This window comes from Runella sp. CRIBMP (assembly GCF_009905605.1).
Classification (GTDB): Bacteria; Bacteroidota; Bacteroidia; order Cytophagales; family Spirosomataceae; genus Runella.
The window spans coordinates 60,602-83,969 of sequence record NZ_JAAAKZ010000004.1; the positions used below are offsets into that span (position 1 = coordinate 60,602).

Sequence of the window (23,368 nt, forward strand, 5' to 3'; positions counted from 1 at the left end):
CCGATTACCTTTTTTGTTTTCCTAAACCTAAAATACCAACTGATTTACCCTGCCTTATGAATGCCTTTGAACGTCAGAAAAAAATATACATTGAAGGAGCCTCTGGAATCGTGTCTTCCATTCCCGTTGACGCTCAGGGGCTGGAAAACAAAGCGATAAAAGCTTTGTCGCCACAGGCAGCGGCGTATATTGTGGGGGGAGCGGGTCACGGGGATACCATGCGCCAAAATCGTCGGGCGTTTGAGCGGTGGCGCATCATTCCACGTATGTTGCGCGACGTGTCGGCGCGGGATACGAGCATTGAATTATTCGGCAAAAAACATCCGTATCCCTTATTGTTGGCTCCCATTGGCGTGCTGGAAATGGCGCATCCTGAGGCAGATTTGGCCGTAGCCCGAGCCGCCGCCGCCATGCACATACCTTACATTTTTTCCAATCAGGCATCGGTACCAATGGAAGTCTGCGCGGCGGCAATGGACGACCAAACGCGGTGGTTTCAGTTGTATTGGAGCAAGTCGGACGAATTGGTAGCGAGTTTTGTTCGACGTGCCGAAAGTGCTGGTTGTGAAGCAATTGTGGTTACTTTGGACACGACCCTTCTAGGCTGGCGTACCCAAGATTTGGAGTTGGCGTATCTGCCTTTTCTGCGCGGAATGGGCATTGCCCAATATACTTCCGACCCCGTTTTTCGTCGATTGTTGGGAGAACCAGACCCCACGCCTGCGCCCAAACCTAAGATAACGTACGACGCCATACGTACCTTGTGGAACGTTATCCGACATTATCCAGGGAGCTTTTTAGAAAATACCAAATCGGGCAATCCTCGCAAGGCGGTCAAAAAATTTATTGATATTTATACGCGCCCTTCGCTGACGTGGGAAAACCTGGCCTATCTGCGCGAGATTACTAAACTACCTATTTTGCTCAAAGGAATTCTTCATCCCGACGACGCCCTCAAAGCCTTGGATCATGGTATCAACGGTTTGGTCATTTCAAACCACGGCGGTCGTCAGGTAGACGGCGCAGTGGGCACGATGGATATGTTGCCGCGCATCGCCGAAGTAATCAAAGGACGTATTCCTTTATTGTTGGACAGCGGCGTGCGCGGCGGGGCCGATATTTTTAAGGCTTTGGCGCTCGGCGCTACTGCCATTTGTTTGGGACGGCCTTACGTGTACGGGCTGGCTTTGGGGGGCAGCGAAGGCGTACAGCAAGTTTTGGCTAATTATCTCGCAGATTTTGATTTGACAATGGCATTGGCGGGTTGTCGCTCCATTGATGAAATCGTGCCAGAAAGCGTGATGGAAACGTAGGGTTGTAAACCGTAAAACTGCAAAACTGAAAAATTTTAAACCGAAAAACTTTAGACTCAGAACGCAATGTAAAAGTATCTTCTTTTAATTCTTTTTCAGCGCCAATGCCGATACCAGCGTCATGAGCAAACCTACTGGAAACGGCTCCATGAAGGTGACGGCAAAATTGTAAAACGGATTTTGATATTGGGCGTTGGCCTTGGCAATTTCGGCGGCTTGTTGGGCGATTTCAGCCGCGCTTTTACCGTCTTCTTTCATTTTTTGGAGATGATAGGCCCCAAAATCTTCCATAAAAGTAGGAAAGAAATTGAAGTAAAAAATCAACCACGTCAAAGCGTAACAAACGCAAGAAATAACCGTCACTGAAATACCGATTTGAAATGCCTTCCCAAACGTAATTCGTCCTTCGCTGTGTTGGTCGCGGTATGATTTGATACCGAAATAAACCAACGTTAAAGAGAGAATAATGGACGTAAATCCAAACCATACGCCGTAATCCGCAAAGGTTTCAAACCCAATGGCCCGGCCAATGGTGGTTAATAAAACCAGTAAAACAGATGAAACCGCGCCCGAAATAAGCCCGAACCGAATAATTGTCTTTTGCATAATTGGTAGTTTTGAAAAGGTGAATGTTAAACGGGGTGAAACCCTGTGCAAAAGTAAGGTTGAAGCCAAGAACGGACGGTCATCCTTTTGGGTGATTTTTTAGAAATAGCCTTAAATCATTCTTTAGTTTACCTTTAATATTCCCAATTCTTTGGCGCGGTTGATGGCTTTGGTGCGGCTGTTTACATCCAACTTTTCAAACAACCTCGCTGAATGTGTTTTGACGGTGTTGAGCGAAACAAACAGTTTATCCGCAATTTCCTGATTGGTCAATCCCTGCGTAATCAATTCCAGCACTTCCAACTCCCGTTTGCTGATTCCCAATTCCTTGATTTTATTTTCGTCAAATACCGGTGGTGCCTGAACAATGATGGGAGCGGGGGCTTTGCGGGTGAATTTAAGCCCCGCCCAAACCCCGATTCCCATGAATAGAACCGCAATCAATCCACCGTATATTTCAAAAATGTGCATTCGCACCAAAAATTGGTACTCGATGAGTTTGAGCACAATCAGCAGGAGACCCAATCCAAGTCCGTACAAAAGATACGTTTTTCTCATTCCTTCAAAAAAACAAATGACTGCGGTGGCATGACTTTTTCTCAAAATTGATTAAAATTGACAAACAACTCAATTTCTTCTCCATTATTCGCATGAAATTAGCTCATCAAACCGCCATTATTACCGGCTCTAGTTCGGGAATTGGCCGTGCCATTGCAGTTGCCTTCGGAAAAGAAGGAGCCAACATAATTGTCAATTACAACAGCAGTCGGGCAAAAGCCTTGGAAGTTGTCAAACAAATAAAAGCCGAAGGCGGTGATGCCATCGCGGTCAAAGCCAACGTGGGCAAAGAAGCCGACGTGCTCAAAATGTTTGAAAAGGCCATTGAGGCGTTTGGACAAGTGGATATTTTAGTGGCCAACAGCGGGATTCAGGACGATGCCTCTTTCCTCAACATGACCCTCGACCAATGGAACAACGTCATAAACATCAATCTGACGGGTCAGTTTTTGTGCGCCCGCGAAGCCGCCCGACATTTTGTGGCCCAAGCCGAAGGAAAAACCACCACGGGAGCCATTGGCAAAATCATCTGCATGAGTTCGGTACATGACATGATTCCGTGGGCAGGCCATATCAACTATGCCGCCTCCAAAGGGGGAGTGTTGATGTTTATGAAATCCATTGCGCAGGAGCTGGCCCCGCTCAAAATCCGCGTTAATGCCATCAGTCCGGGCGCGATTCAGACCCCCATAAACAAAAGCGTGTGGTCGTCGGAGGAAAACAGGCAAGCGTTAATGAAACTGATTCCTTACCGTCGGATTGGTCAACCCGAAGATGTGGCCAAGGCCGCCATTTGGCTGGCTTCTGACGATTCTGATTATATCACAGGAGAAACCCTCTACGTAGACGGCGGCATGATGCTCTATCCTGAGTTTTCAGACAACGGTTAATGAAACAGTGGTGCAGGTTGTGAGCAACCTGCACCACACTCCTACAACCTGCCCCCACTACTTATTTATCCCTCAAAATCCATCGTTTTTCCCAATCGACTGCTTTCAATCGCTAACTCCATCACGCGGGTGGTATTGCGCGCGTGTTGCGGCTTCACAATCAGCTCTTTGCCTTCGGCAATGGCTTCGTAGATGTTGTCATAAAAAGGAGTGTAGTGGCCTGGTAACGTTTTGATGGTTGCTTTTCCTGCTTCGGTGTATAATGTTCCCCACTGGTTTTCGGGTTCTTCTCCCCAGTTTTGGGTGTTGGGTAGGGTGTTTTTTCGCAACGTATCTTCCTGAATGTCAAGCCCGTATTTGATAAAGCTCCCCTTCGTTCCGTGAATGATATAGCGTAAGTTGTTTTCAAAAACCATTAAACTTGCTTTAAGAATGACGCTTTTGTCGGCATAATCCAGCCGGATGTCAAAATAATCGTCGGTTTCTCCACCAGAACGAACGATTTTGATAGTGGTGGTTACTTTTTGGGGAGTGCCAAACAACACCAATGCTTGGTCGATTAAATGAGGCCCTAAATTGTATAGCGTTCCTGCCCCTGCAGCGGCTACTTCTTTCCATGTTCCTTGGGCTACCTCGGGGCGAAAACGGTCAAAATGTCCTTCAAATTCAATCACTTCTCCCAACGTTCCGTCGTTGAGCAGTTTTTGGATGGTCAAAAAATCAGCATCCCAACGGCGGTTTTGGTAGGCCGTTACAACCAATTTTTTCTGTTCGGCCAGCGCAATCAGTTCGTCGGCTTCTGCGGTTGTATTGGTGAATGGTTTTTCAATGACTACGTGTTTGCCTGCTTCCAAAGCGGCCTTGGCGTAGGGAAAATGGAGGTCGTTGGGGGTACAGACAAACACAAGGTCGATGGAATCGTCGGCCAAAAGGGCTTCGGTGCTGCTGATAACCTCAATGGAGGGGTCGAATTCGTGAACTGATGCGGCGTTGCGCGTCACCACTTTGGTCAATTTGAAATGAGGGTTGACTTTCAAAAACGGCGCGTGAAAATAACGCCCTGATAGCCCGAAGCCAATTAAACCAACATTTAAAGGAGTAGACATAATAACAAGTTTTGAGTAACGTAAGGGGGTCTAAAACAGATTTGCAAATAACGAAAGCATTCTCCAAAAATGAAGGGTAAATCTTTCAAAAGTTACTGTATCGGCGCCGTCTTTTTTTAAGGAGTCGGGTAGGAGCTTCTTCCTGATTCGGTCCACAAATGTTAGTCATAGCAAGCGGTGTGTGTTGGGGGAATTCCTGATAAATTGGGCAAAAAGTTTTACCTTTGGCCTCTCAAAACTAGAACAGCTTTCGACGAATGCGTTTTTTTCAGAAGAATACCACGCTCTTTGCCCGACTCGGCTATTTCATATCCATTGTTATCTTATTGATTCTTTCGGTCATTGCCATTGAGTTTTTTGTGGGCAACGGCGACGGTATTTGGTTTGATTATGATTTAAGGCTCATTGGTTTTCGGGTGGTGGCGTGGGCCGTTGGATTGGTCAGTCTTTATTTGTTGATTCGGCAAAGTCCCCCCGTGGTTCAAAATATTTTGTTGTCATTGACGAGTGTATTTTTTGTCATTTACGGGATAGAAACCGTCGTAGGGTGGATTCATGATTCGGGCCAAAAAGCCCCCGCTGCCAACCAGCCCCAATATGCGGGCCCTGCGTATGATTCGAGCTACGCGTTTGACGAGTTCTTGGGTCGAAAACCCATCCCGAACCACAATTTTAAATGGGTTAAAATGCTGAATGGCAAGCCAGTGATTGATGTGTTGATGCACGTAGACTCGTTTTCGCGGCGCATTACTCCCTTTGCCGATAGCCTCAACGCCCAACGTAATCGGTATGCGTTATTTTTTGGATGTTCGTTCACCTACGGCGACGCAGTAGCTGACAACGAAACCATGCCCTATTATTTTCAGAAAAACAACTCGGCTTTTCAGGCGTACAACTACGGTTTTTTTGGGTACTCACCGCGCCACATGCTGGCTCGTTTGCAGCATCAAAACATGACCAAACAGGTGACTCAAAAGCAGGGTTTTGCGGTTTATACCTACATTGAAGATCACGTCAATCGGGCTATTCCGTCGGCGGGCTGGATTGGCATGTACGATGGTTATTTTCCAGACGTGGATGAATCTTCGATGCAAACCAACGGGGTGTATCGTTTTGTCCATCCGCTCAAATACCGCTTTGGGATGATGGTCTTCAAAAGCAAAGTCCGTCAGCATTTTGCCATGGATTTTCCGTTTGCGTATCGTCCAAAAGATTATGAACTTACCGCCAATCTCATCAAAAAATCGCAAGAAGAATACAAAAAACAGTTTAAAAATGACGATTTTTATGTGGTTTTGTACCCAGATGCTTTGAAAAAAGATTCCCCCATGCTTGGGTTGTTGAAAGAGCGGGGCATTAAGGTCATTGATTTTAGAAATCTGTTTCCATATCCGTCCAAAAAGTACCAATTGCAACACGATGGGCACCCCAATCCAGAAGCGCATCGACTATTGATGCAAGAATTGTCCAAAGAGTTGAAAACGAAAGGTGTTATTTAGCCTTCGTTTGACAAATAACCGAGTCGTATCATCGTATGCTTCAGATAGAACCGTTTGATTTACAGGGTATAAGCCAAGTGGCGCAGCGGCTCATTCAAGCCTGCCAGACAAGCCCAGTGTGGTTGTTTGAAGGCCAAATGGGGGCGGGGAAAACCACGCTCATAAAAGCTATTTGCCAGCATTTAGGGGTCGTAAATACAGTACAAAGTCCTACTTTTTCCATTGTGAATGAGTACCTTACCACGAGCGGGGAGGCTATTTATCATTTCGATTGTTATCGGTTAAAAAACACCGCCGAAGCCTACGACATTGGTTTGGAAGAATACCTCGATTCGGGTAATTTGTGTTTGATTGAATGGCCTGATAAAATTGCCGACTTGCTCCCCGACCGATTTGTTACCATCTCAATCAGAGAAGTCGTGAACGGGAAGCGGGAAATAATAGTTACCGATAACAACACTGACACGAACGACTAAACACTTTTTACAGAAATGACAGGTTTTGGAGAATTGGCTCAACAAACCGCTCTTTACCCACAGGAAGCACTGGCACCCGTCAAAGTGGGTCAACAAAGTTTGTTGATCGGACTGCCAAAGGAGGTGTCATTGCAGGAAAATCGGATTGCCCTAACGCCCGAAGCGGTTGCAATTTTGGTGCGCAACGGACATCAGGTAGTGGTAGAAAAAGGAGCGGGAGAAGGCGCTCAATTTCCTGACCATGAGTACAGCGAAGCGGGCGCTCAGATTGCTTATTCGCCGCAAGAAGTCTATACATCAGACTTGATTTTGAAAATTGAGCCGTTGGTTGAGCAAGAATTTGCGCACCTTAAAAACGGTCAAAAGATTATTTCGGCCCTCAATTTGCCCACCCGAGAACGTTCGTATTTTGAATTTTTGAACGAAAAGCACATCACTGGTATCAGTTACGAATACATCGAAGATAAAGTAGGCGGATTGCCTGTCATTCGGTCGTTGAGCGAGATTGTGGGGAGTACCGTCATGCTGATTGCGGCCGAATACCTCAGCAGTGCCAACAACGGACGAGGGATTATTTTGGGCGGGATTACGGGTGTGCCACCGACCAAAGTGGTCGTTATCGGGGCAGGAACTGTGGCTGAATACGCCGCCCGCACTGCCTTGGCTTTGGGGGCAGAAATTAAGATTTTTGACCAACACATCTACCGCCTTCAGCGCCTCAAGTACGCCATTGGTCAAAATATTTATACCTCAATCATTGAGACAGATACGCTGGCGGAGGCCATTCAGAGGGCCGATGTGGTGATTGGCGCGCTGCGCCCCAACGACGGCTACAGCCCAAGCATCGTTACCGAAGAGATGGTGTCAAGAATGAAGCCCAACTCGGTCATCATTGATGTATCCATTGACCAGGGAGGCTGCATCGAAACTTCGCGCATTACGACCCACAAAGACCCTATTTATCGGGTTCACGATGTGATTCACTATTGCGTTCCTAACATCGCGTCGCGGGTGGCACATACGGCGAGCATGGCGTTGAGTAATGTGTTCTTGCCTATGCTGCTACGGGCAGGAAATACGGGAGGTATTGAACAAATGATGTACGCAAATCGTTGGTTTAGCAAGGGTGTTTACTGCCACGGTGGTATGCTCACCAATCCGATTATTGCTAAAAAATTCAATATGCGGCACAAAGATTTAAGTCTGTTGCTGGCCGCAAGAATGTAAAAATAGGAGATATGAATGAGGCGTCAGAAGCCGCCGCTGCGGTAATGTTTAATTCTTCTTTTGACCCCTCACTTCTCGCTCCTCACTTCTGAAAAATTATGATTAACAACAGTAACGAAAACGCGTTGATGGACGATGCCAATTCGCCAGAAGTCAACCGACGGCTTTTGGGATTGATATCGCAGGATTTTGTTAAAATATCCGACCAATTAAAAGAGGCTTCGTACCAGATTCGAAAAAGAGGATTTTCGGAAAATCCCATTTTTGTGGCGGTACAAAACAACTTAGATTTAGGAGTTTTATTGATTGCCCAAAACGAACTGGATAACGAATGGTCGTACCGGGCCTCATTTCTGGATGAATTTACGCAGCGAGGATTAGTCGGTCCCGAAGCGGTAGAAATGTTTAAAGAAAACTACCGCAATCCCGACGAATATTGCTGTTTGTTCGTCATTCAGGGGGACTTTGCGGGATTTGTTTTTATCCCGTTTCCCGAAGACTAATACCATAGGGGCGGGGTCGTAGCGTCGTTTCGCTTGGCTCCGTCCTTTTTATTCGCCCTCAAACAACGGCGGGTGGTGGCACAATCATTTTAAACGCATTGGGAATTAGAATCGCTTTTACCTCGTTTACCTTACCCAAATATTCTCCATCTATTTGAAAGTGGACTTTTTTGGTGGACTTCATTCTCAATGCGTCTGTTTGAAAAATTTCTACGGTTTCTGAATTATAAGAAGCGTGAAAAAAGACCATCTTAAACAGCTCTCGTACCGCTAGTTTTTTAATCACCACCACTTCAAATAATTCATCTTCCAGCGTGCCGACTGGGTTGATAAGCGCCCCCGTACCGTATTTTGTGGCGTTAGCAATGACAATCATGGCGGCTTTCATTTTAATGGCTTTTTGGTCAATTTGGAGTTCAACTTCCATCATTGGATTTTGCCACAAAACCTTCAAGGAGGCAATCAAATATCCCCACATTCCTCGTACCTTCTGAATTTTAAACTTTTTCATGGCATAGGCGTTCAGGCCAATGTCACTGAGGTGAAGGCACAGCTCGCCGTTAATGACCGTGGTGTGAATTGTTTTGGTAATTCCCGTAATCAACACATCCAATGCCTGCGCGGGATTGTCGGTGATTCCCAATTCGTACGCCAGTCCATTGGCGGATCCTGCGGGCAAAATGCCCAATGAGATGTTGGTGTGTAAAATACATTCGGCCGCTAATTTGATTGTGCCATCCCCTCCGACCGCAACCACCCGATGGGGAGAAAACTGCTCAATTTTATCCTTTATTTTGGCTACGTTGGCACTTTTGGGGAGTTTATACAATTCAATCGTGTGATTCAGAGGGGCAAAATAGTTTGTTATTTCCTGCGCCCAATCTCTGGTGTTACGCCCTGAACCGGGGTTGAGGATAAAAAATATTTTGTAGTTTTCGGGGGTTGACATGGGTGGATAAAAGTTGCGATTAACTGCTATAATTTAGTAAATTGCTGAAGATGGAACACAAAGTAAACAATTCTGTCGTATCAGTGAAGGTTTATCACGGATATGGCCACCAAGAAAATATGATTTTGTATGGTCATGTGCTGGCTGGTAAAAAAGTAGTTCGACATCGGTACAGTACCAATGTTTTAAAGAATGTACTCCATTTGATAAAATTATTTTTTGTTAAACCCGTTCCAGGGGCCCGAGTGCAGTTAGAATGGGGCGAACAAAAGTTTTATACCACCACCGAAAAAGACGGTTTTTTTAAATTTGAATGGCAATCTACGGCCAATGTAGACGCGGGGTGGCACTTTTTAAAAGTACACTTACTCAACGAACAAGGCCAACCCACCGCCACAGGTGAAGGTAAAATTTTCGTGCCACACTCTACTCAATACGGATTTATATCCGACATTGACGATACGGTACTGGTTTCACACTCGGCCGACACGGGAAAAAAATTAAGGGTAATGTTTACCAAAAACCCCCGCAGCCGTAAAACATTTGCCGATGTAGTACGATTTTATAAACTCCTCGCATTTGCACACACGGAGCCTAATTTACCTAACCCTTTTTTCTACGTATCCAGCAGTGAATGGAACCTGTACGATGATTTGAATGAATTTTTCAAACACAATGGATTGCCAAAAGGAGCTTTTTTGCTCAATAAAATAAAAAGGTGGTACGAGTTGCTGCAAACGGGTGCCACGAAGCACCAAGGGAAATTGATGCGGGTAGTGCGGATTTTTGAGGCTTTTCCCAAACAAAGATTTGTATTGCTGGGCGATAATTCTCAAAAAGACCCCGAGATTTATGCGCTGTTGGCCAATAAATATCCCGAAAGAATCATTGCCCTCTACATCAGAAACATAAGCCCCGAAAAGGAAGATTTTACGAGAACAGTCCTAGATTCGATTCAGGATAAAAGCATACATACCTGTCTTTTTAAACATACCGATGAAGCCATCGTCCATTCAAAATCAGTGGGGTTGCTTGATTGAATCTTTGCAACTGCTTAATAATAAAGATTTTAAACTTAACTAAACACTTAATACTCACTAACCATTTATGCTGATTATTGATGCCCACTTAGACATGGCGATGAATGCCGTTGAATGGAACCGCGATTATACCTGTACGGTACAGGAACTTCGGGAGCGCGAAATTGAAAAAAATCTTTCGGACAAACGCGACCGGGGCAAAGGTACGGTTTCGCTGCCTGACTTGAGAAAGGGCAACGTGGGTTTGGTGGTGGCTACCCAATTGGCGCGGGTTACCCAACGCGGAAGTGCCTTTGACGGATGGTATTCGCCCGCGCAAGCCTGGGCCATGACCCAGGCGCAGGTGGCGTGGTATCAGGCCATGGTTGATTTGGGGGAAATGGTTCAGATAACCAATGCCACGGAGCTAGATTCGCACATCGCACTTTGGGAAAATACCGAAGTGCCCAACGATAAAAAGCCCGTGGGATTTATTCTTTCGTTAGAAGGGGCCGATTCGCTCGTTAACCTTTCGTATTTGGAAAAAGCCTACGGTTATGGCCTAAGAGCCATTGGCCCAGCTTGGTACGGCTCTGGTCGTTATGCGTCGGGGACGGGCACGACCGACGGGCTGACGGCTGCGGGCAAAGATTTGCTGCGAGAAATGGATGCGCTGGGAATGATTCTGGATGCTACCCACCTCACCGATAAGGGGTTTAATGAAGCTTTAACCCTTTTTAAAGGTCCTGTTTGGGCAAGCCATCATAATTGCCGGGCATTGGTGCCGCATCAGCGACAGCTTACCGATGAGCAAATTTTGCGGCTGGCTGAGCGCGGTGCGGTCATTGGTGGTGCGTTGGATGCTTGGATGATGGCCCCGGGTTTTGTGCAGCGACAATCAGACCCGAAAGCGTTTGGGGTAACCATGTCAAAACTCGTAGACCATTGGGATCATATCTGCCAGTTGACGGGCAATAGCCGACACGTTGCATTTGGGACAGATTTGGATGGAATGTTTGGTCGTGAGCAATCTCCCTATGATTTAGATACCATCGCCGATCTGCAATTATACCAAGATTTGCTCCGTAAGCGAGGATACGGGGAGGATGATTTAAAAAATATCTTTCACCAAAATTGGCTGCGGTGCTTGAAGCAAGCTTGGCAAAACAATATTTTATAAAAAGTTGTTGTCGCAATAAAACCTAGTTGCAAGTATTTGATATGTCCAAATTTTAAGTGTATAAATGACATATTAAAAAAAATTAATAAATAGTGCATATAACTTAATGGAAATTTGAAAATTACCTATAATTTGCGTTTGAGTAATTAAACTAATCCAATCTATTTATGCGTAAAACTCTATTGGTAAGCCTGTTATCGTTTTTTGTCGGTATAGGGCAATTGATAGCGCAGGACAGAACCCTGTCAGGTACTATCAAAGACGAAACTGGGCAAGCCCTGCCCGGCGTGAATGTTCTTCTCAAAGGCACTAATCGCGGAACAAATTCCGACGGTGAGGGTGCCTTTAAATTGTCGGTTCCTGCTTCTGGAACGCTGGTGTTTTCATCGGTTGGTTATTTGACTAAAGAAGTGGAATTGGGTGCGGCAACAGTCATTAACGTTCAAATGGAAACCGATGCCCGGACCCTCAGCGAAGTGGTGGTGACGGCATTGGGTATCTCCAAAGATCAGAAAGTATTGAGCTATGCCACCCAAACGGTGCAGGTCGCCAATATCTCCAAAGCCCGTGAATTAAACGTGGCCAACTCTCTGGCGGGTAGAGTCGCCAACCTCGACATCGTTCGTTCTTCTTCGGGCGTGGGTGGTTCTTCTCGTGTTGTTTTGCGCGGCGACCGTTCCATCACTGGTAATAACCAAGCCCTGATTGTGATTGACGGGGTGCCGATGGACAACTCAAACTTCAGTCCGGGCAATGCCAACGGTGGTCGCGACGGAGGCGATGGGCTTTCCAGCGTTAACCCCGACGACATTGAGTCTATTAATGTACTGAGCGGAGCCTCGGCCACGGCCCTTTACGGTAGCCGTGCTGCCAACGGTGCCTTGATTATTAGTACCAAAAAAGGAGCCGTTCGCAAAGGATTTGGCGTAACCATCAACAGCTCTTTCCAGGCAGAGCAGGCCATGGTTTTGCAAAAGTTTCAGGATGAATACGGACAGGGAAGCGCGGGTGTTTATAACCGCGCCAGTGAATTTAGCTGGGGACCCAAAATGACAGGACAATCGGTGGCCCTGTGGGGACCTGATCCTGCCAACGCTTCCAAAACGTACAACATGAACGCCAACCCAGGAAGTTATAAGGATTTCTATTCGACGGGTTCTCAAATCTCAAACTCCATCGCGTTTTCGGGAGGAAGTGAAAAGACCCAGACCTATTTTTCTTACACAAACGTAGGAGCAACGGGTATTGTTGACAACAACAAGTTGAAGCGTAACAACCTCAACCTGCGTATCTCCAATCAAATTGGCGAGCGGCTTTCATTGGATACTAAAATCACCTACTTGAGCGAAAAAATCGATAATCGCCAACAAACAGGAGAGGCTTTTGCCAACTTGCAGCGCCATATTCTGCGGATGCCGCGCAACATTTCGTTGGAACAAGCCCAACAATTTGAATACATTGACCCCGTAACGGGCAACCTGCGTCAGAACTTCTGGAATCCAGGTTCAAACGGTGGACAAAACCCTTACTGGATTAAAAACCGCGTCATTGCGGCCGATAACCGCGACCGTATCACGGGCTTTACTTCGTTGACTTATAAGTTAACTTCGGCCCTCAAAATCATGGCGCGGGGTGGGATAGACCGCTACGTTGATAAGTTTGAAGGAAAATGGTATAACAACACCTATACCATTGCCGACAACGGCGACTACCAAACCAACTGGCGTGAAGTGAGTGAGCAGAACTATGATTTGTTTGCGATGTACGACAAGAAATTCTCGGATTTCATTGCCGTCAATGCTACCGTGGGGGGAAGTATTCAGCGCCGTAAGCAATTGGATCAGAACACATCCAACGGTGGCTTGAACCGCGAGAACTTGTTCATCACCACCAATGCCCGCAATACCCAAACCACGCGCGGCATCAACGAAACCGAAAAGCAGGGTATCTTTGCCACGGCTGACGTAACATTTAAAAATGCCCTTACCGTAACCCTTACGGCCCGTAACGACTGGTCTTCGACTTTGCCCAAAGAAAGCCAATCGTACTTTTTCCCTGGGGCAGGTTTTTCGGCCATCCTGTCCAATATGATTACCATGCCGGAGGCCATTTCGTTTGCAAAAGTGCGGGGCTCTTTTGCCCAAACGGGTAACGACGCCCGCCCGTACCTGTTGAACCAAACCTATTCGTTTTTGCCGGGCGGTCCAAATGGATTTATCACCCGCGACGGAATCAAACCATTCCCTAATCTCAAACCTGAGTTGACCACGGCACTTGAGTTTGGTTTGCAGATGAAATTCCTTAACAACCGTTTCGGGTTTGATTTAGGTTGGTACAATAGTGATTCTAAAAACCAATTGTTCCAAGTGGCTATTCCACCAGCCTCAGGTTGGTCGTCGGAGTTTATCAACGCTGGTTTGGTTAACAACAAAGGGGTGGAACTTACCCTCAACGCTACGCCCGTACAGGCGGGAGATTTCCGCTGGGACATTGACTTGAACTACGCGAAAAACGTCAATAAATTGGTTGAATTAACGCCAGAATTGAAGGTTTTGAACTTGACCAATGACTTTATGAACAACATCCGCGCCATTGAAGGGGAACCGTTGGGTCAAGTGTTCAGCCGTGGTTATGTTCGTAATGCCTCAGGACAGGTAATTGTCGGTACCGATGGTCTGCCGCAAATTACTCCTGGTACTACGGTATATTTAGGAAACTCACGTCCTGACTGGACGGGTGGTTTGAGCAACCGGATTACTTACAAAAATCTGGCGCTTAACTTCCTCATCAGCGCTCGTATGGGCGGTGTAGTGACTTCCTTTACCAATGCTGTTATCTATGCCGACGGGGTAACCGAAGAAACCCTCGCCGGACGCGACAGCTACACCTTCCCGGGCGTAAAAGCAGACGGCTCTGCCAACAATATTGCCACCACTGCCGAGCGTTATTGGTTGAAAGTAGGCGGGCGTAACACCCCTGCTGGTGAGGTGTTTACGTACAGTGCGTCCAATATCCGTTTGAGAGAAGTAGCCCTGAGCTATAACTTACCATCGGGTTTGTTGCAGAAAACACCTTTCCAAGGTGCTTCGCTTTCGTTGGTGGGTCGTAACCTGTTTTTCTTCCTAAACAAAGCAAAAGGTTTTGACCCCGAACTCACCGCTGGCGCCCAAAATACCACGGTTGGTTTGGAATCTTTCTCGATGCCTTCAACGCGTACATTTGGAGTCAATTTGAACCTCTCTTTCTAATCCATTGACGTTTAATTTTGGGGATCAAACATTGTTTAACATTACAAATAGAGACAAAATGAAAATTTTCAAAAAACTTGTCATTCCGGTTGGTATGCTGCTGACGGCTTCGGTTGGGTTTTATGCCTGTACTGATAAGTTTGAAACACTCAATACCGATAAAACAAAGCTGACTTCCATTGATAAGTCGGCCGTTGGAAATGCCTTTGCGGCGGCACAGTGGCGCGGCGTATTTGGCGACCGTGGACCTTTTCAGTTGATGGAAAGTTTATTCGCCGATTTGCACGCGCAATATTATGCCAACGTAGCCATCAACTTCCCTTCTGACCGCAACGTGATGGTGGGCAACTGGCTGAATGGTGCTTGGAATAACTTTTATGGACAGCAGATTCCGCCGCTTTTGGTGGTGTTGGATGCCACCAAGCCCGGCGGGCAGGCCGAAGATGCGGCCATTTTTGCGATGGCTTCAATTTGGAAAGTACAGATGTATTTGCCCATGACCGATTATTGGGGCGCGATTCCGTACTCAAAAGTGGGTAGCGGCGAAAAAGTGGTAGAGTATGACAGTCAGGAGTTTATCTATAAAGACTTCTTGGCCACGCTCAAAGCGGCGGTGACTGAACTGCAAAAGTCCAAGGGAAAAACCATTTTGGGAAACAATGACCAAATGTATGGCGGCAACGTGGATCGTTGGATTAAGTTTGCCAACACCATGCGTTTGCGTTTGGCCATTCGTATGTCAAAAGTAGACCCTGCCTTGGCTAAAACGGAGGCAGAAGCTGCTGTTGCTGCTGGTACATTGGAAACAAACGCTGATGATGCTTTCATCAAAGTAACGGCCAATTCACCCAACCCGCTCGGTGGTATCACGGCATGGAACGAGTTCCGGATGAGTGCTGCCATGGAAAGTACGCTCAAAGGCTACAAAGACCCTCGCATCAGCAAGTTTTTCAGTCCAGTGTCGGGCGATACCTACAAAGGATTGCGTAATGGATACTCGCAGGTGCAATTGGGCCTACCCGAAAATGCGCCGGGAGCCAATTCAAACGTAGCGCCTGCATTTCAGGATGCCGCGCGTTTTACGCAACCTTGGGGTATTATGTTTGCTTCCGAAGCTCATTTCCTCCGCGCCGAAGGTGCTTTGAATGGCTGGAGCATGGGTGGAACGGCCAAAGATTTGTATGAAAAAGGAATTGCGCTTTCTATGACTCAGTGGGGTATCACCGACGCGGCTGCGATTGCCGCTTACACCGCTGGTACTTCTACGCCCGTCGCCTTAAATGACGTGGTAAAAAGCCCCGGTATGACCGACATTCCTGTAAAATGGGAAGCCACGGCCGCCAAGCAGCGTGAGCAAATATTGACGCAAAAATGGTTGGCGTTGTTTCCGTATGGCTTTGAAGCCTGGGCCGAATACCGTCGTTCAGGATTTCCTAAATTGTATCCTCGGGTAAATTCAGATGACCCTGATGTACCAGTGGGTAGTATTGTGCGCAGAGCGCCGTTTGTAGCGGGCGAAATCAGTACCAACAAGGCTGGCGTTGATTCTGGCGTATCCAAACTGGGTGGCGCGGATAAATCAATTACCCGTTTGTGGTGGGATAAACCTTAATTACACGTGTGAAGATAAATGACCGAAACGGGCGAGAAATCGCCCGTTTTTGGTTTAATACTCAATTTCTTCGTCCCAGAGCAGTTGGGCAAGATTTAGGACGTAGTCATCCAATAACGGAATGTTTTCATCGTAATTGACTAAATACCAAGGCGCATTGGGAGTAATGACAAAAATCTTCTTGGTTTGGGTGGTGATCCAAATGACTTTTTCGACACCAAAATCAAGCATTTTCTGCGATTTGTTCAACATGTACTCTAGGTCATTCGTAAGGCCAGTTCCTTCCAGAGCTATTTTAATGTCGACCTCAACGACAATTTTGGGGGCTACGTCAAAGTATTTATCGGTCAACGTAATTTTCTCTTTTTCAAAAACGGCAATATCGTTGGCTAGATTACTCCCCGAATTTACATGCAGCCCTGACTCATTGGAGGCTACTAAATATTTTTTTCGATTGATACGAACCCCAATATAAAAACCAATTAAATAGACAAGAACTGCCTGCAATGAACTGCTGCCCTTAATTTCTTCGAATGTTTTTTTTCCTGATAATACCTCTAAATAGCCACGATAAGGCAGGACTTGCCCGTCAAGCTCCTCATAGACGAGATGCGCGGGAATTTTAAGGATTTTTGGGCGGCGTTTGGTGGCAATAACAACCATAGCGTTTTCTTTTTTTGACAATTTTACTCAAAAAAAACGGCATAAACCAAGCCGAAATTTTATCTTGCATTCTCCAATAACCTCGTATATACCAATGAGTCCGGTTCATTTTTTATCCCCAAAACATTGGTTGTTTACCAGCCTGTTTTTGGTATTAATCCAAGCTTCAACGGCCCAAAATGCGGTTGTCCGCGAAACAACCCAAACCCTCACCACCTATCCTTTTTCGGACCCTGACCCCGTTCCCCAACCTGGTCGGGTGTATCCTTATTTTAGGTATGACGGCTACACCGCTCAACCGGTGATGAAAGAGTGGAAGTTTATTGAACTCGAAAACGACTACATTAAAGTATACATCACACCCGAAATCGGCGGGAAGATCTGGGGTGCGTACGAAAAGTCAAGTGATTATCCGTTTATCTATTACAACCACGTTGTCAAATTCCGCGACGTGGCCATGCGCGGGGCGTGGACGTCGGGTGGGATAGAAATCAACTTCGGCGATATTGGTCACGCGCCTACGGTCTCGGCACCCGTCGATTATTTTACCCGTACCAACGACGATGGCAGTGTTAGTTGCTTTTTAGGTGCTTGGGACTGGTCAGCCCGCACGCGTTGGATGGTAGAAGTAAATTTGCCGAAAGACAAAGCGTACTTTACTACCAAATCACACTGGTACAACGCAACTCCCTTAGAGACAAGCTATTATCACTGGATGAACGCGGGTTTTAAAGCCGCTGGCAATCTTGAATTTGTGTTTCCGGGTACAAATTACATCGGCCACAACGGTGAGGCGGGCACGTGGCCCAAGGATTCTTTGGGAAGAAACCTGAATTTTTATGAACAAAACAACTTCGGTTCTTATAAATCTTATCATGTGTTGGGAAAAAATACCGACTTCTTCGGCGGTTTTTGGCACAACAACAACATGGGTTTTGCCCGATATTCGCCTTACCACGAGAAATTGGGCAAAAAAATATGGATTTGGGGCCTTTCCCGCCAAGGCATGATCTGGGAAAAACTCCTGACCGATACCGACGGGCAGTATGTGGAATTACAATCAGGACGATTGTTCAATCAGGCTTCCGAAGGCAGTATGTACAGTCCTTTTAAGCACGTGTCATTCATGCCCTACACGCATGACAGTTGGACGGAATACTGGTTTCCGGTCAAAAATACCCGTGGCCTGACCCATGCTACGCCGCAGGGAGCAATGAATCTGCGCGTGCAGGATGGTTGGCTCAAACTGGATTATTGCGCGGTTTCGGCGGTACAGGATACGTTGAAAGTGCTGGAAAGGAATACGCTTGTTTTTGCAAAAAAACTGTCTTTAAAACCGCTCGAAATGGTGCGTGATTCGGTAAAGTGGACGGGGGATTTCGCCTCGCTCAGGATTCAGGTCGGGGCGGAGATTCTGGCCGATGGAAGGTCGACAAATACCCAACGGTTTTTAGGATTTGCAAAAAAAATTGATTGGAAATCAGATTATGGCATGTATCTCCACGCCAAAGATTTGATGAATCAACGCAAGTACATAGAAGCGGATTCAATAATTAATACATTACTGGAAAAAAGCCCTTCTTTTAAGCCTGCACAGGTCTTGCAGGCAGAAGTGGCTTATGTCAGAGGATCCACCCGTGCAGGTATAGTTGCTGATTTTGTGCTAGGTGATAATGCCTATGATGCCAAAGCCAATTTTATTGCTGGCCTGGCCTACGAAGGTATAGGAGAAATGTGGACGGCGGCCAAAGACCGTTTCGCTACGGCTTCCCTCGACCCGACTTATCGCGCTGCGGCGCTGTATCATTTGGCAAAAATGGCGGTCAGAGAAAAAAATTATGTCAAGGCGTTGGCGCTTTTACAGAAGGCGCTGGAACGCCAAGCCGACCACTGGGACGCTAAAGCCCTCGAAATTATTGTGTTACGCCTGTTGAAATCAAATGAGGCGGCTTTACAAAAAGCAAAAGAGATTTTGCAAAACGACCCGCTGAATCATCTCGTTCGGTTTGAAATAGCCCGGATGACGCAGAAACCGGAAGATAAACAGCAGTTTCTGGGAATGATACGGAGTGAATTGCCTTCTGAAACCAACTTGGAAATGGCTATCAGTTATGAAAAACTAGGGCTGTACCCAGAAAGTCTGGAGGTACTGGAATCATCGATTTCCAATCCAATGGTGAATCTATGGAAGGCGTATTTGTTGGATAAATTGAACCGAAAAGCGGAATCGGCGCAAGCCCTGGAAGCCGTGCTTTTGGCCTCTCCTGAAGGTGTTTTCCCTTTTCGTAACGAAACGGTGGAAGTTTTAAAATGGGGTTTGACGAAAAAACAACACGGGAAATTACGCTACTATCAGCATCTCGCAACGGCTTCAGTGCGTGGTATGCACGATGTAAGTGACTTTAGGGCTATCGAAATATATAACCCGCTACCTGATTTTTTTTCTTATTATTTGTACAAAGCGGAGGCATTGAAAAAGGACAAAGTCCAAGTAAAAACCGCTCTCGAAAAAGCCTATGAATTGGCGCCAAATAGTTGGCGAACCGTAAAAGCCCTCGCGGATTTTTATGCCGAAAACGGGCAGTTAAAAAAAGCCCTCGATGTCAATGAATCACGACTTTCTAAGTCTCAAAGGCTTGGCAAATCTGAAACCCCACTGCCCGACCACGAAGTGTACATTTTGGGGCAACAGCGGGCGCGGTTACTCCTGAAATCAGAGCGCTATAAAGAATGCATTGAGCTGATGCAATCTTTGAATATCCTGCCCAATGAAGGCGCTTCGGGCGCTCATGCGTTGTTTCGGGAAGCCAATATTCGGTACGCCGCCGAATTGTCCAACCGTAAAAAATACAAAGAAGCACAACTTTATCTAGAACAGGCCGAAACATGGCCCGAAAATCTGGGCTCAGGCGAACCTTACGACCCAGACAACCGCCTGACGAATTATTTGAAGAAATTTGTCAATCAAAAACTCAAAAATAGGGAACCAGAGGCGGTCGATTTATTGAAATTGAGCAAAGGTCTTTCAGCTAAAGAATTTGATTTACTGAAACTCTTTGAATAAGTTAAAATTCGTTACAAGCACCGATAAAATACCCCCCAAGGTTTGTTTTTTTAACTTTCGTAACTACTTGAAATTTACGTAGATGTCTACTTTTAAATGCTTTTTTGTGCTTGCCCTTGGGTCGATTTTGGCATCATGCCGCCCCGATTCTGATACCCTGTTTACCCGCTTAGACGCCGACGATACGGGGGTGACCTTCAATAATTTTGTGGAAGAAGACGCCGATAACAATGTACTAGGCTACGGTTATTTCTATAATGGTGGTGGAGTGGCCGCGGGTGACTTTAACAACGATGGCCTTGTTGACCTGTATTTTACGGGAAATATGGTAGCCGATAAATTGTACCTGAATTTGACGGCAAAAGGCGAAGGTATCACTTTCGAAGACATTACTGAAGCCGCAGGAATCAAACACAGCGGCTGGAAAACGGGCGTGTCGGTTGTTGATATTAACAACGACGGTTGGCTGGATATTTACGTTTCTCGCTCTGGGGCCGAAGACCCGAATTTGCGTCGTAATCTATTGTATATCAATCAAGGCAAAGTCGAAAATGGGGTGCGGTTTATCGAAAAAGCGGCTGAATATGGCCTCGACGACCCTTCCTACACCACGCAGACCGCGTTTTTTGATTACGACAAAGACGGAGATTTAGACTGCTTTTTGCTGAACCATTCGGTGCAAGAGTACGCGGGTTTTAGCAATTTGATTGCGCAATACCGGGATCAAACCGATACCCGTTACGGGAGCAAATTGATGAGAAATGACGCGGGAAAATTTGTGGATGTATCACGCGAAGTGGGCTTGATTAACAACGTATTAAGTTTTGGTTTAGGGCTGAATGTGACGGATTTGAACAACGACGGCTGGCTGGATTTATACGTATCTAACGACTACAACGAAAACGATTATTTATACCTTAATCAGCAGGGAAAAGGCTTTAAAGAATCCATCAGGGAAGCAATGGGACACACCTCTCTCTATTCGATGGGCACCGATGCCGCCGATGTCAACAATGATGGATGGATGGACATTGTGACGTTGGATATGTTGCCCGCCCAAAACGAACGCATCAAACTCACCGCGGGGGATGATAATTACGATAAATACCAATCCCTTATTCGGGCGGGCTTTCACCAGCAGACCATGCGGAATATGTTGCAGTTGAATACTGGCCTCCCAACCTCCCCCCAGTTAGGGGCAGGAGTAGGATTTTCTGAAATCGGGCAATTGGCGGGGATTTCCAATACGGATTGGAGTTGGTCGGCGCTGTTTGCAGACTTTGACAATGACGGATTCAATGACCTTTTTATTACCAATGGATACGCCCGGGATTATACCAACATGGAGTTTTTGAAATACTCCGCTGACGTACAGACGGAAAGCCGCCAAACGGGTAAAAATCCTGAAACGATGGACGTAATTGCCAAAATGCCGCCCATCAACGAGCCTAATTATATCTTCAAAAATAAAGGCTTTACGGAGCAAGGAACGTGGGAGGGGGGCTTTGACAATAAAATCAAAGAGTGGGGTTTTGAGCAGCCCAGTCAATCAAACGGGGCGGTTTATGCTGATTTGGACAACGACGGAGACTTGGATTTGGTGACCAATAATGTGAGCGAAAAAGCCTTTATTTATCAAAACAACGGACAACAGAAAAGCCCGCAAAACTACCTTCAAGTGCTACTCAAAGCACCCAACGAAGCCTTGAAAATTGGCGCAAAAGTACGCGTATATTCCAAAAATTTGGCACAGACGCAGGAGTTTCAGCCCGTTCGGGGGTTTCAGTCGGCGATGTATGTGCCGCTGCATTTTGGGCTTGGAAAAACAACAGAGATTGACTCACTGACCGTCACTTGGGCCGATGGAAAATCATTTTTGGTCAAAGCCCCTAAAACTAACCAACGCCTTATTACGGATTATGCCGACGCAATTTTGACCACTGCGGGCCTTTCAGCTTTCACCGCTCAGCGGCCGTTGCTCACGCCAGTTTCGTCCTCTCTTTTTACCCATTCCATTCCCTTGGTCAATGATTTTAAAATTCAGACGTTGCTGCCTCAAATGCTTTCGGGGGTGGGGCCCTGCATGGCCAAAGGCGATGTAAACAGCGATGGCCGTGAAGATGTGTACATCGGTGGCGGACGTGGGCAGGCAGGAGGATTGTTTGTCCAAACGAACGCGGGCTTTGTCAACTCGTTACAGGTAGATTTTCAAAAAGATGCTGTGTTTGAGGATGCGAGTGCGGTTTTTTTTGACGCCGACGGCGATTCCGATTTAGATTTGGCGGTAGTCAGTGCTGGCTACGCCTTAACGCCCGTGGATTCGCTCTTGCAACCTCGTTTGTATTTTAATCAAAAAGGAAAATTTGTACGAGCAAAACTGTCAGACGAATTGAGCAAGTTACGCATCAACGCATCGATCGTGGTAGCGGCAGATATTGACGCCGATGGCGACCAAGATTTATTCATCGGGGCGCATTGCACACCCGGAAGGTATCCAGAGGCGCAGAAGTCGGTTTTAATGCAAAATGACGGCAAAGGGAATTTTTCGGCAGTGCGTACTTTTTCACATTCATCATTAGTAACAGGAGCGGCTTTTTCCGATGTAAATGGTGATAAAAAACCTGATTTACTCCTTGCGGGTGAGTGGATGAGACCCATGGTGTATCTCAATCTAAACGGAAAATGGAATGAAGCCAAAGAAGCGACGAAATCGCTTACTTCTCAGCTGTCTTATGCACTCAAAAAAGCCGATTTGGACAACGACGGGGATGATGATTTTTTGGTTGGAAACATGGGCCTCAATACCCAATACCACGTTACTTCGGGCGACCAACTAAAATTGTACTTTAACGATTTTTCAGGAAATGACGGAATGTTGCCTTTGGTAGCCGTCACTGAGAACGGAAAAGAATACCCTTATGCGGGTCGTGATGAATTGTTGGACCAAATCCCCGCCCTCAAAAAGAAATATTCTAGTTATGTGACTTACGCCACTGCCACCCTGTCTGAAATGTTGGGCGATGATTTGCTGAAGTCGGCGCGCCAATCTAATGCGCAGGAATTACGCACTGGAATCCTGTGGAACGAGCGTGGCCAATTCGTTTTCAACCCTCTGCCAATTGAGGCCCAATTTGCTCCTGTGTACGGTATTGAGGTGGTAGACATCGACAAAGACGGAAAGCCAGACGTAATTTTGGGCGGCAATTTGGACCGGACCCGCGTTCGTTTGGGAAAAATTGACGCCAGTAAAGGGCAGGTATTTCTAAACGCGGGTAATCACGATTTTCGTTATGCAAATCAGGAAAAAGCAGGTTTAAACATAGAAGGAGAGGTGCGCTCTATACGTGCTGTGGGTCCCTATTTATTGTTCGGAATTAACCACCAGTCAGTTCAAACGTATAGGTTGCCTTAAACCAGTAAAATTTAGGATTTTTGCCCAGATTCTTGTATCTTTA

General features: G+C 46.4%; 17 protein-coding genes. 12 read left to right on the forward strand and 5 right to left on the reverse strand.

The genetic code is table 11. The annotated features are described in order from the left end of the window. Window positions 1–56: 56 nt before the first annotated feature. Window positions 57–1,313 (forward strand): lactate 2-monooxygenase, encoded by a 1,257-nt coding sequence (locus tag GVN20_RS13645; RefSeq protein ID WP_166558872.1) that lies wholly within the window; start codon window positions 57–59, stop codon window positions 1,311–1,313. Window positions 1,314–1,397: 84 nt separating this feature from the next. Here GVN20_RS13645 and GVN20_RS13650 read toward each other — a convergent pair whose 3' ends face one another. Together GVN20_RS13650 and GVN20_RS13655 are read right to left on the reverse strand one after the other, a co-directional pair. Beyond that, entirely contained in the window at window positions 1,398–1,919 is a 522-nt protein-coding gene (locus GVN20_RS13650; RefSeq protein ID WP_166558873.1) for a DUF4199 domain-containing protein, read from the reverse strand. 123 nt (window positions 1,920–2,042) lie between these two features. Next, the gene (locus tag GVN20_RS13655; RefSeq protein ID WP_229599068.1) at window positions 2,043–2,522 is read right to left on the reverse strand and encodes a response regulator transcription factor; all 480 of its coding nucleotides are present in this window, start codon (window positions 2,520–2,522) and stop codon (window positions 2,043–2,045) included. A 47-nt stretch (window positions 2,523–2,569) separates the two neighbouring features. Between GVN20_RS13655 and GVN20_RS13660 the strand changes: the two genes are divergently transcribed. Further along, window positions 2,570–3,367, forward strand: a complete 798-nt coding sequence (locus GVN20_RS13660; RefSeq protein ID WP_206023267.1) for an SDR family oxidoreductase — start codon at window positions 2,570–2,572, stop codon at window positions 3,365–3,367. Window positions 3,368–3,432: 65 nt separating this feature from the next. Here the strand turns inward: GVN20_RS13660 and GVN20_RS13665 are convergent, their stop codons facing one another. Further along, a complete protein-coding gene (locus GVN20_RS13665) occupies window positions 3,433–4,473 on the reverse strand; it encodes an oxidoreductase (RefSeq protein ID WP_206023268.1) in 1,041 nt (346 codons plus the stop codon). A 257-nt stretch (window positions 4,474–4,730) separates the two neighbouring features. Between GVN20_RS13665 and GVN20_RS13670 the strand changes: the two genes are divergently transcribed. The 4 genes from GVN20_RS13670 (at window position 4,731) to GVN20_RS13685 (ending at window position 8,178) form a co-directional block, all read left to right on the forward strand. Beyond that, complete coding sequence (locus GVN20_RS13670; RefSeq protein ID WP_166558874.1) at window positions 4,731–5,972, forward strand: hypothetical protein; 1,242 nt, start codon at window positions 4,731–4,733, stop codon at window positions 5,970–5,972. 35 nt (window positions 5,973–6,007) lie between these two features. Further along, complete coding sequence (gene tsaE / locus GVN20_RS13675; RefSeq protein WP_166558875.1) at window positions 6,008–6,448, forward strand: tRNA (adenosine(37)-N6)-threonylcarbamoyltransferase complex ATPase subunit type 1 TsaE; 441 nt, start codon at window positions 6,008–6,010, stop codon at window positions 6,446–6,448. Between the two features lie 15 nt (window positions 6,449–6,463). After that, window positions 6,464–7,675, forward strand: coding sequence for an alanine dehydrogenase (locus tag GVN20_RS13680; RefSeq protein WP_166558876.1), 1,212 nt, complete (start codon window positions 6,464–6,466; stop codon window positions 7,673–7,675). 98 nt (window positions 7,676–7,773) lie between these two features. Next, the gene (locus tag GVN20_RS13685) at window positions 7,774–8,178 is read left to right on the forward strand and encodes a hypothetical protein (protein WP_166558877.1); all 405 of its coding nucleotides are present in this window, start codon (window positions 7,774–7,776) and stop codon (window positions 8,176–8,178) included. 58 nt (window positions 8,179–8,236) lie between these two features. On the opposite strand, the gene GVN20_RS13690 is transcribed toward GVN20_RS13685, so the two are convergent. Further along, window positions 8,237–9,127 (reverse strand): diacylglycerol kinase family protein, encoded by an 891-nt coding sequence (locus tag GVN20_RS13690; protein WP_166558878.1) that lies wholly within the window; start codon window positions 9,125–9,127, stop codon window positions 8,237–8,239. Between the two features lie 50 nt (window positions 9,128–9,177). On the opposite strand from GVN20_RS13690, the gene GVN20_RS13695 reads away from it, so the two are divergent. The 4 genes from GVN20_RS13695 (at window position 9,178) to GVN20_RS13710 (ending at window position 16,186) form a co-directional block, all read left to right on the forward strand. Then, window positions 9,178–10,167, forward strand: coding sequence for an App1 family protein (locus GVN20_RS13695; RefSeq protein WP_166558879.1), 990 nt, complete (start codon window positions 9,178–9,180; stop codon window positions 10,165–10,167). A gap of 67 nt (window positions 10,168–10,234) precedes the next feature. Continuing rightward, a complete protein-coding gene (locus GVN20_RS13700; protein WP_166558880.1) occupies window positions 10,235–11,326 on the forward strand; it encodes a dipeptidase in 1,092 nt (363 codons plus the stop codon). A gap of 167 nt (window positions 11,327–11,493) precedes the next feature. Further along, window positions 11,494–14,574 carry a SusC/RagA family TonB-linked outer membrane protein gene (locus GVN20_RS13705; protein WP_166558881.1) on the forward strand — a complete coding sequence of 1,027 codons (3,081 nt, stop codon included), beginning with the start codon at window positions 11,494–11,496 and terminating at the stop codon, window positions 14,572–14,574. Between the two features lie 58 nt (window positions 14,575–14,632). Further along, window positions 14,633–16,186, forward strand: coding sequence for a SusD/RagB family nutrient-binding outer membrane lipoprotein (locus GVN20_RS13710; protein ID WP_166558882.1), 1,554 nt, complete (start codon window positions 14,633–14,635; stop codon window positions 16,184–16,186). A gap of 54 nt (window positions 16,187–16,240) precedes the next feature. Here the strand turns inward: GVN20_RS13710 and GVN20_RS13715 are convergent, their stop codons facing one another. Continuing rightward, a complete protein-coding gene (locus GVN20_RS13715) occupies window positions 16,241–16,849 on the reverse strand; it encodes a Uma2 family endonuclease (RefSeq protein WP_166558883.1) in 609 nt (202 codons plus the stop codon). Window positions 16,850–16,943: 94 nt separating this feature from the next. On the opposite strand from GVN20_RS13715, the gene GVN20_RS13720 reads away from it, so the two are divergent. Together GVN20_RS13720 and GVN20_RS13725 are read left to right on the forward strand one after the other, a co-directional pair. After that, a complete protein-coding gene (locus GVN20_RS13720) occupies window positions 16,944–19,913 on the forward strand; it encodes a DUF5107 domain-containing protein (RefSeq protein ID WP_166558884.1) in 2,970 nt (989 codons plus the stop codon). 82 nt (window positions 19,914–19,995) lie between these two features. Next, complete coding sequence (locus GVN20_RS13725) at window positions 19,996–23,325, forward strand: VCBS repeat-containing protein (protein ID WP_166558885.1); 3,330 nt, start codon at window positions 19,996–19,998, stop codon at window positions 23,323–23,325. Window positions 23,326–23,368 lie beyond the last annotated feature (43 nt).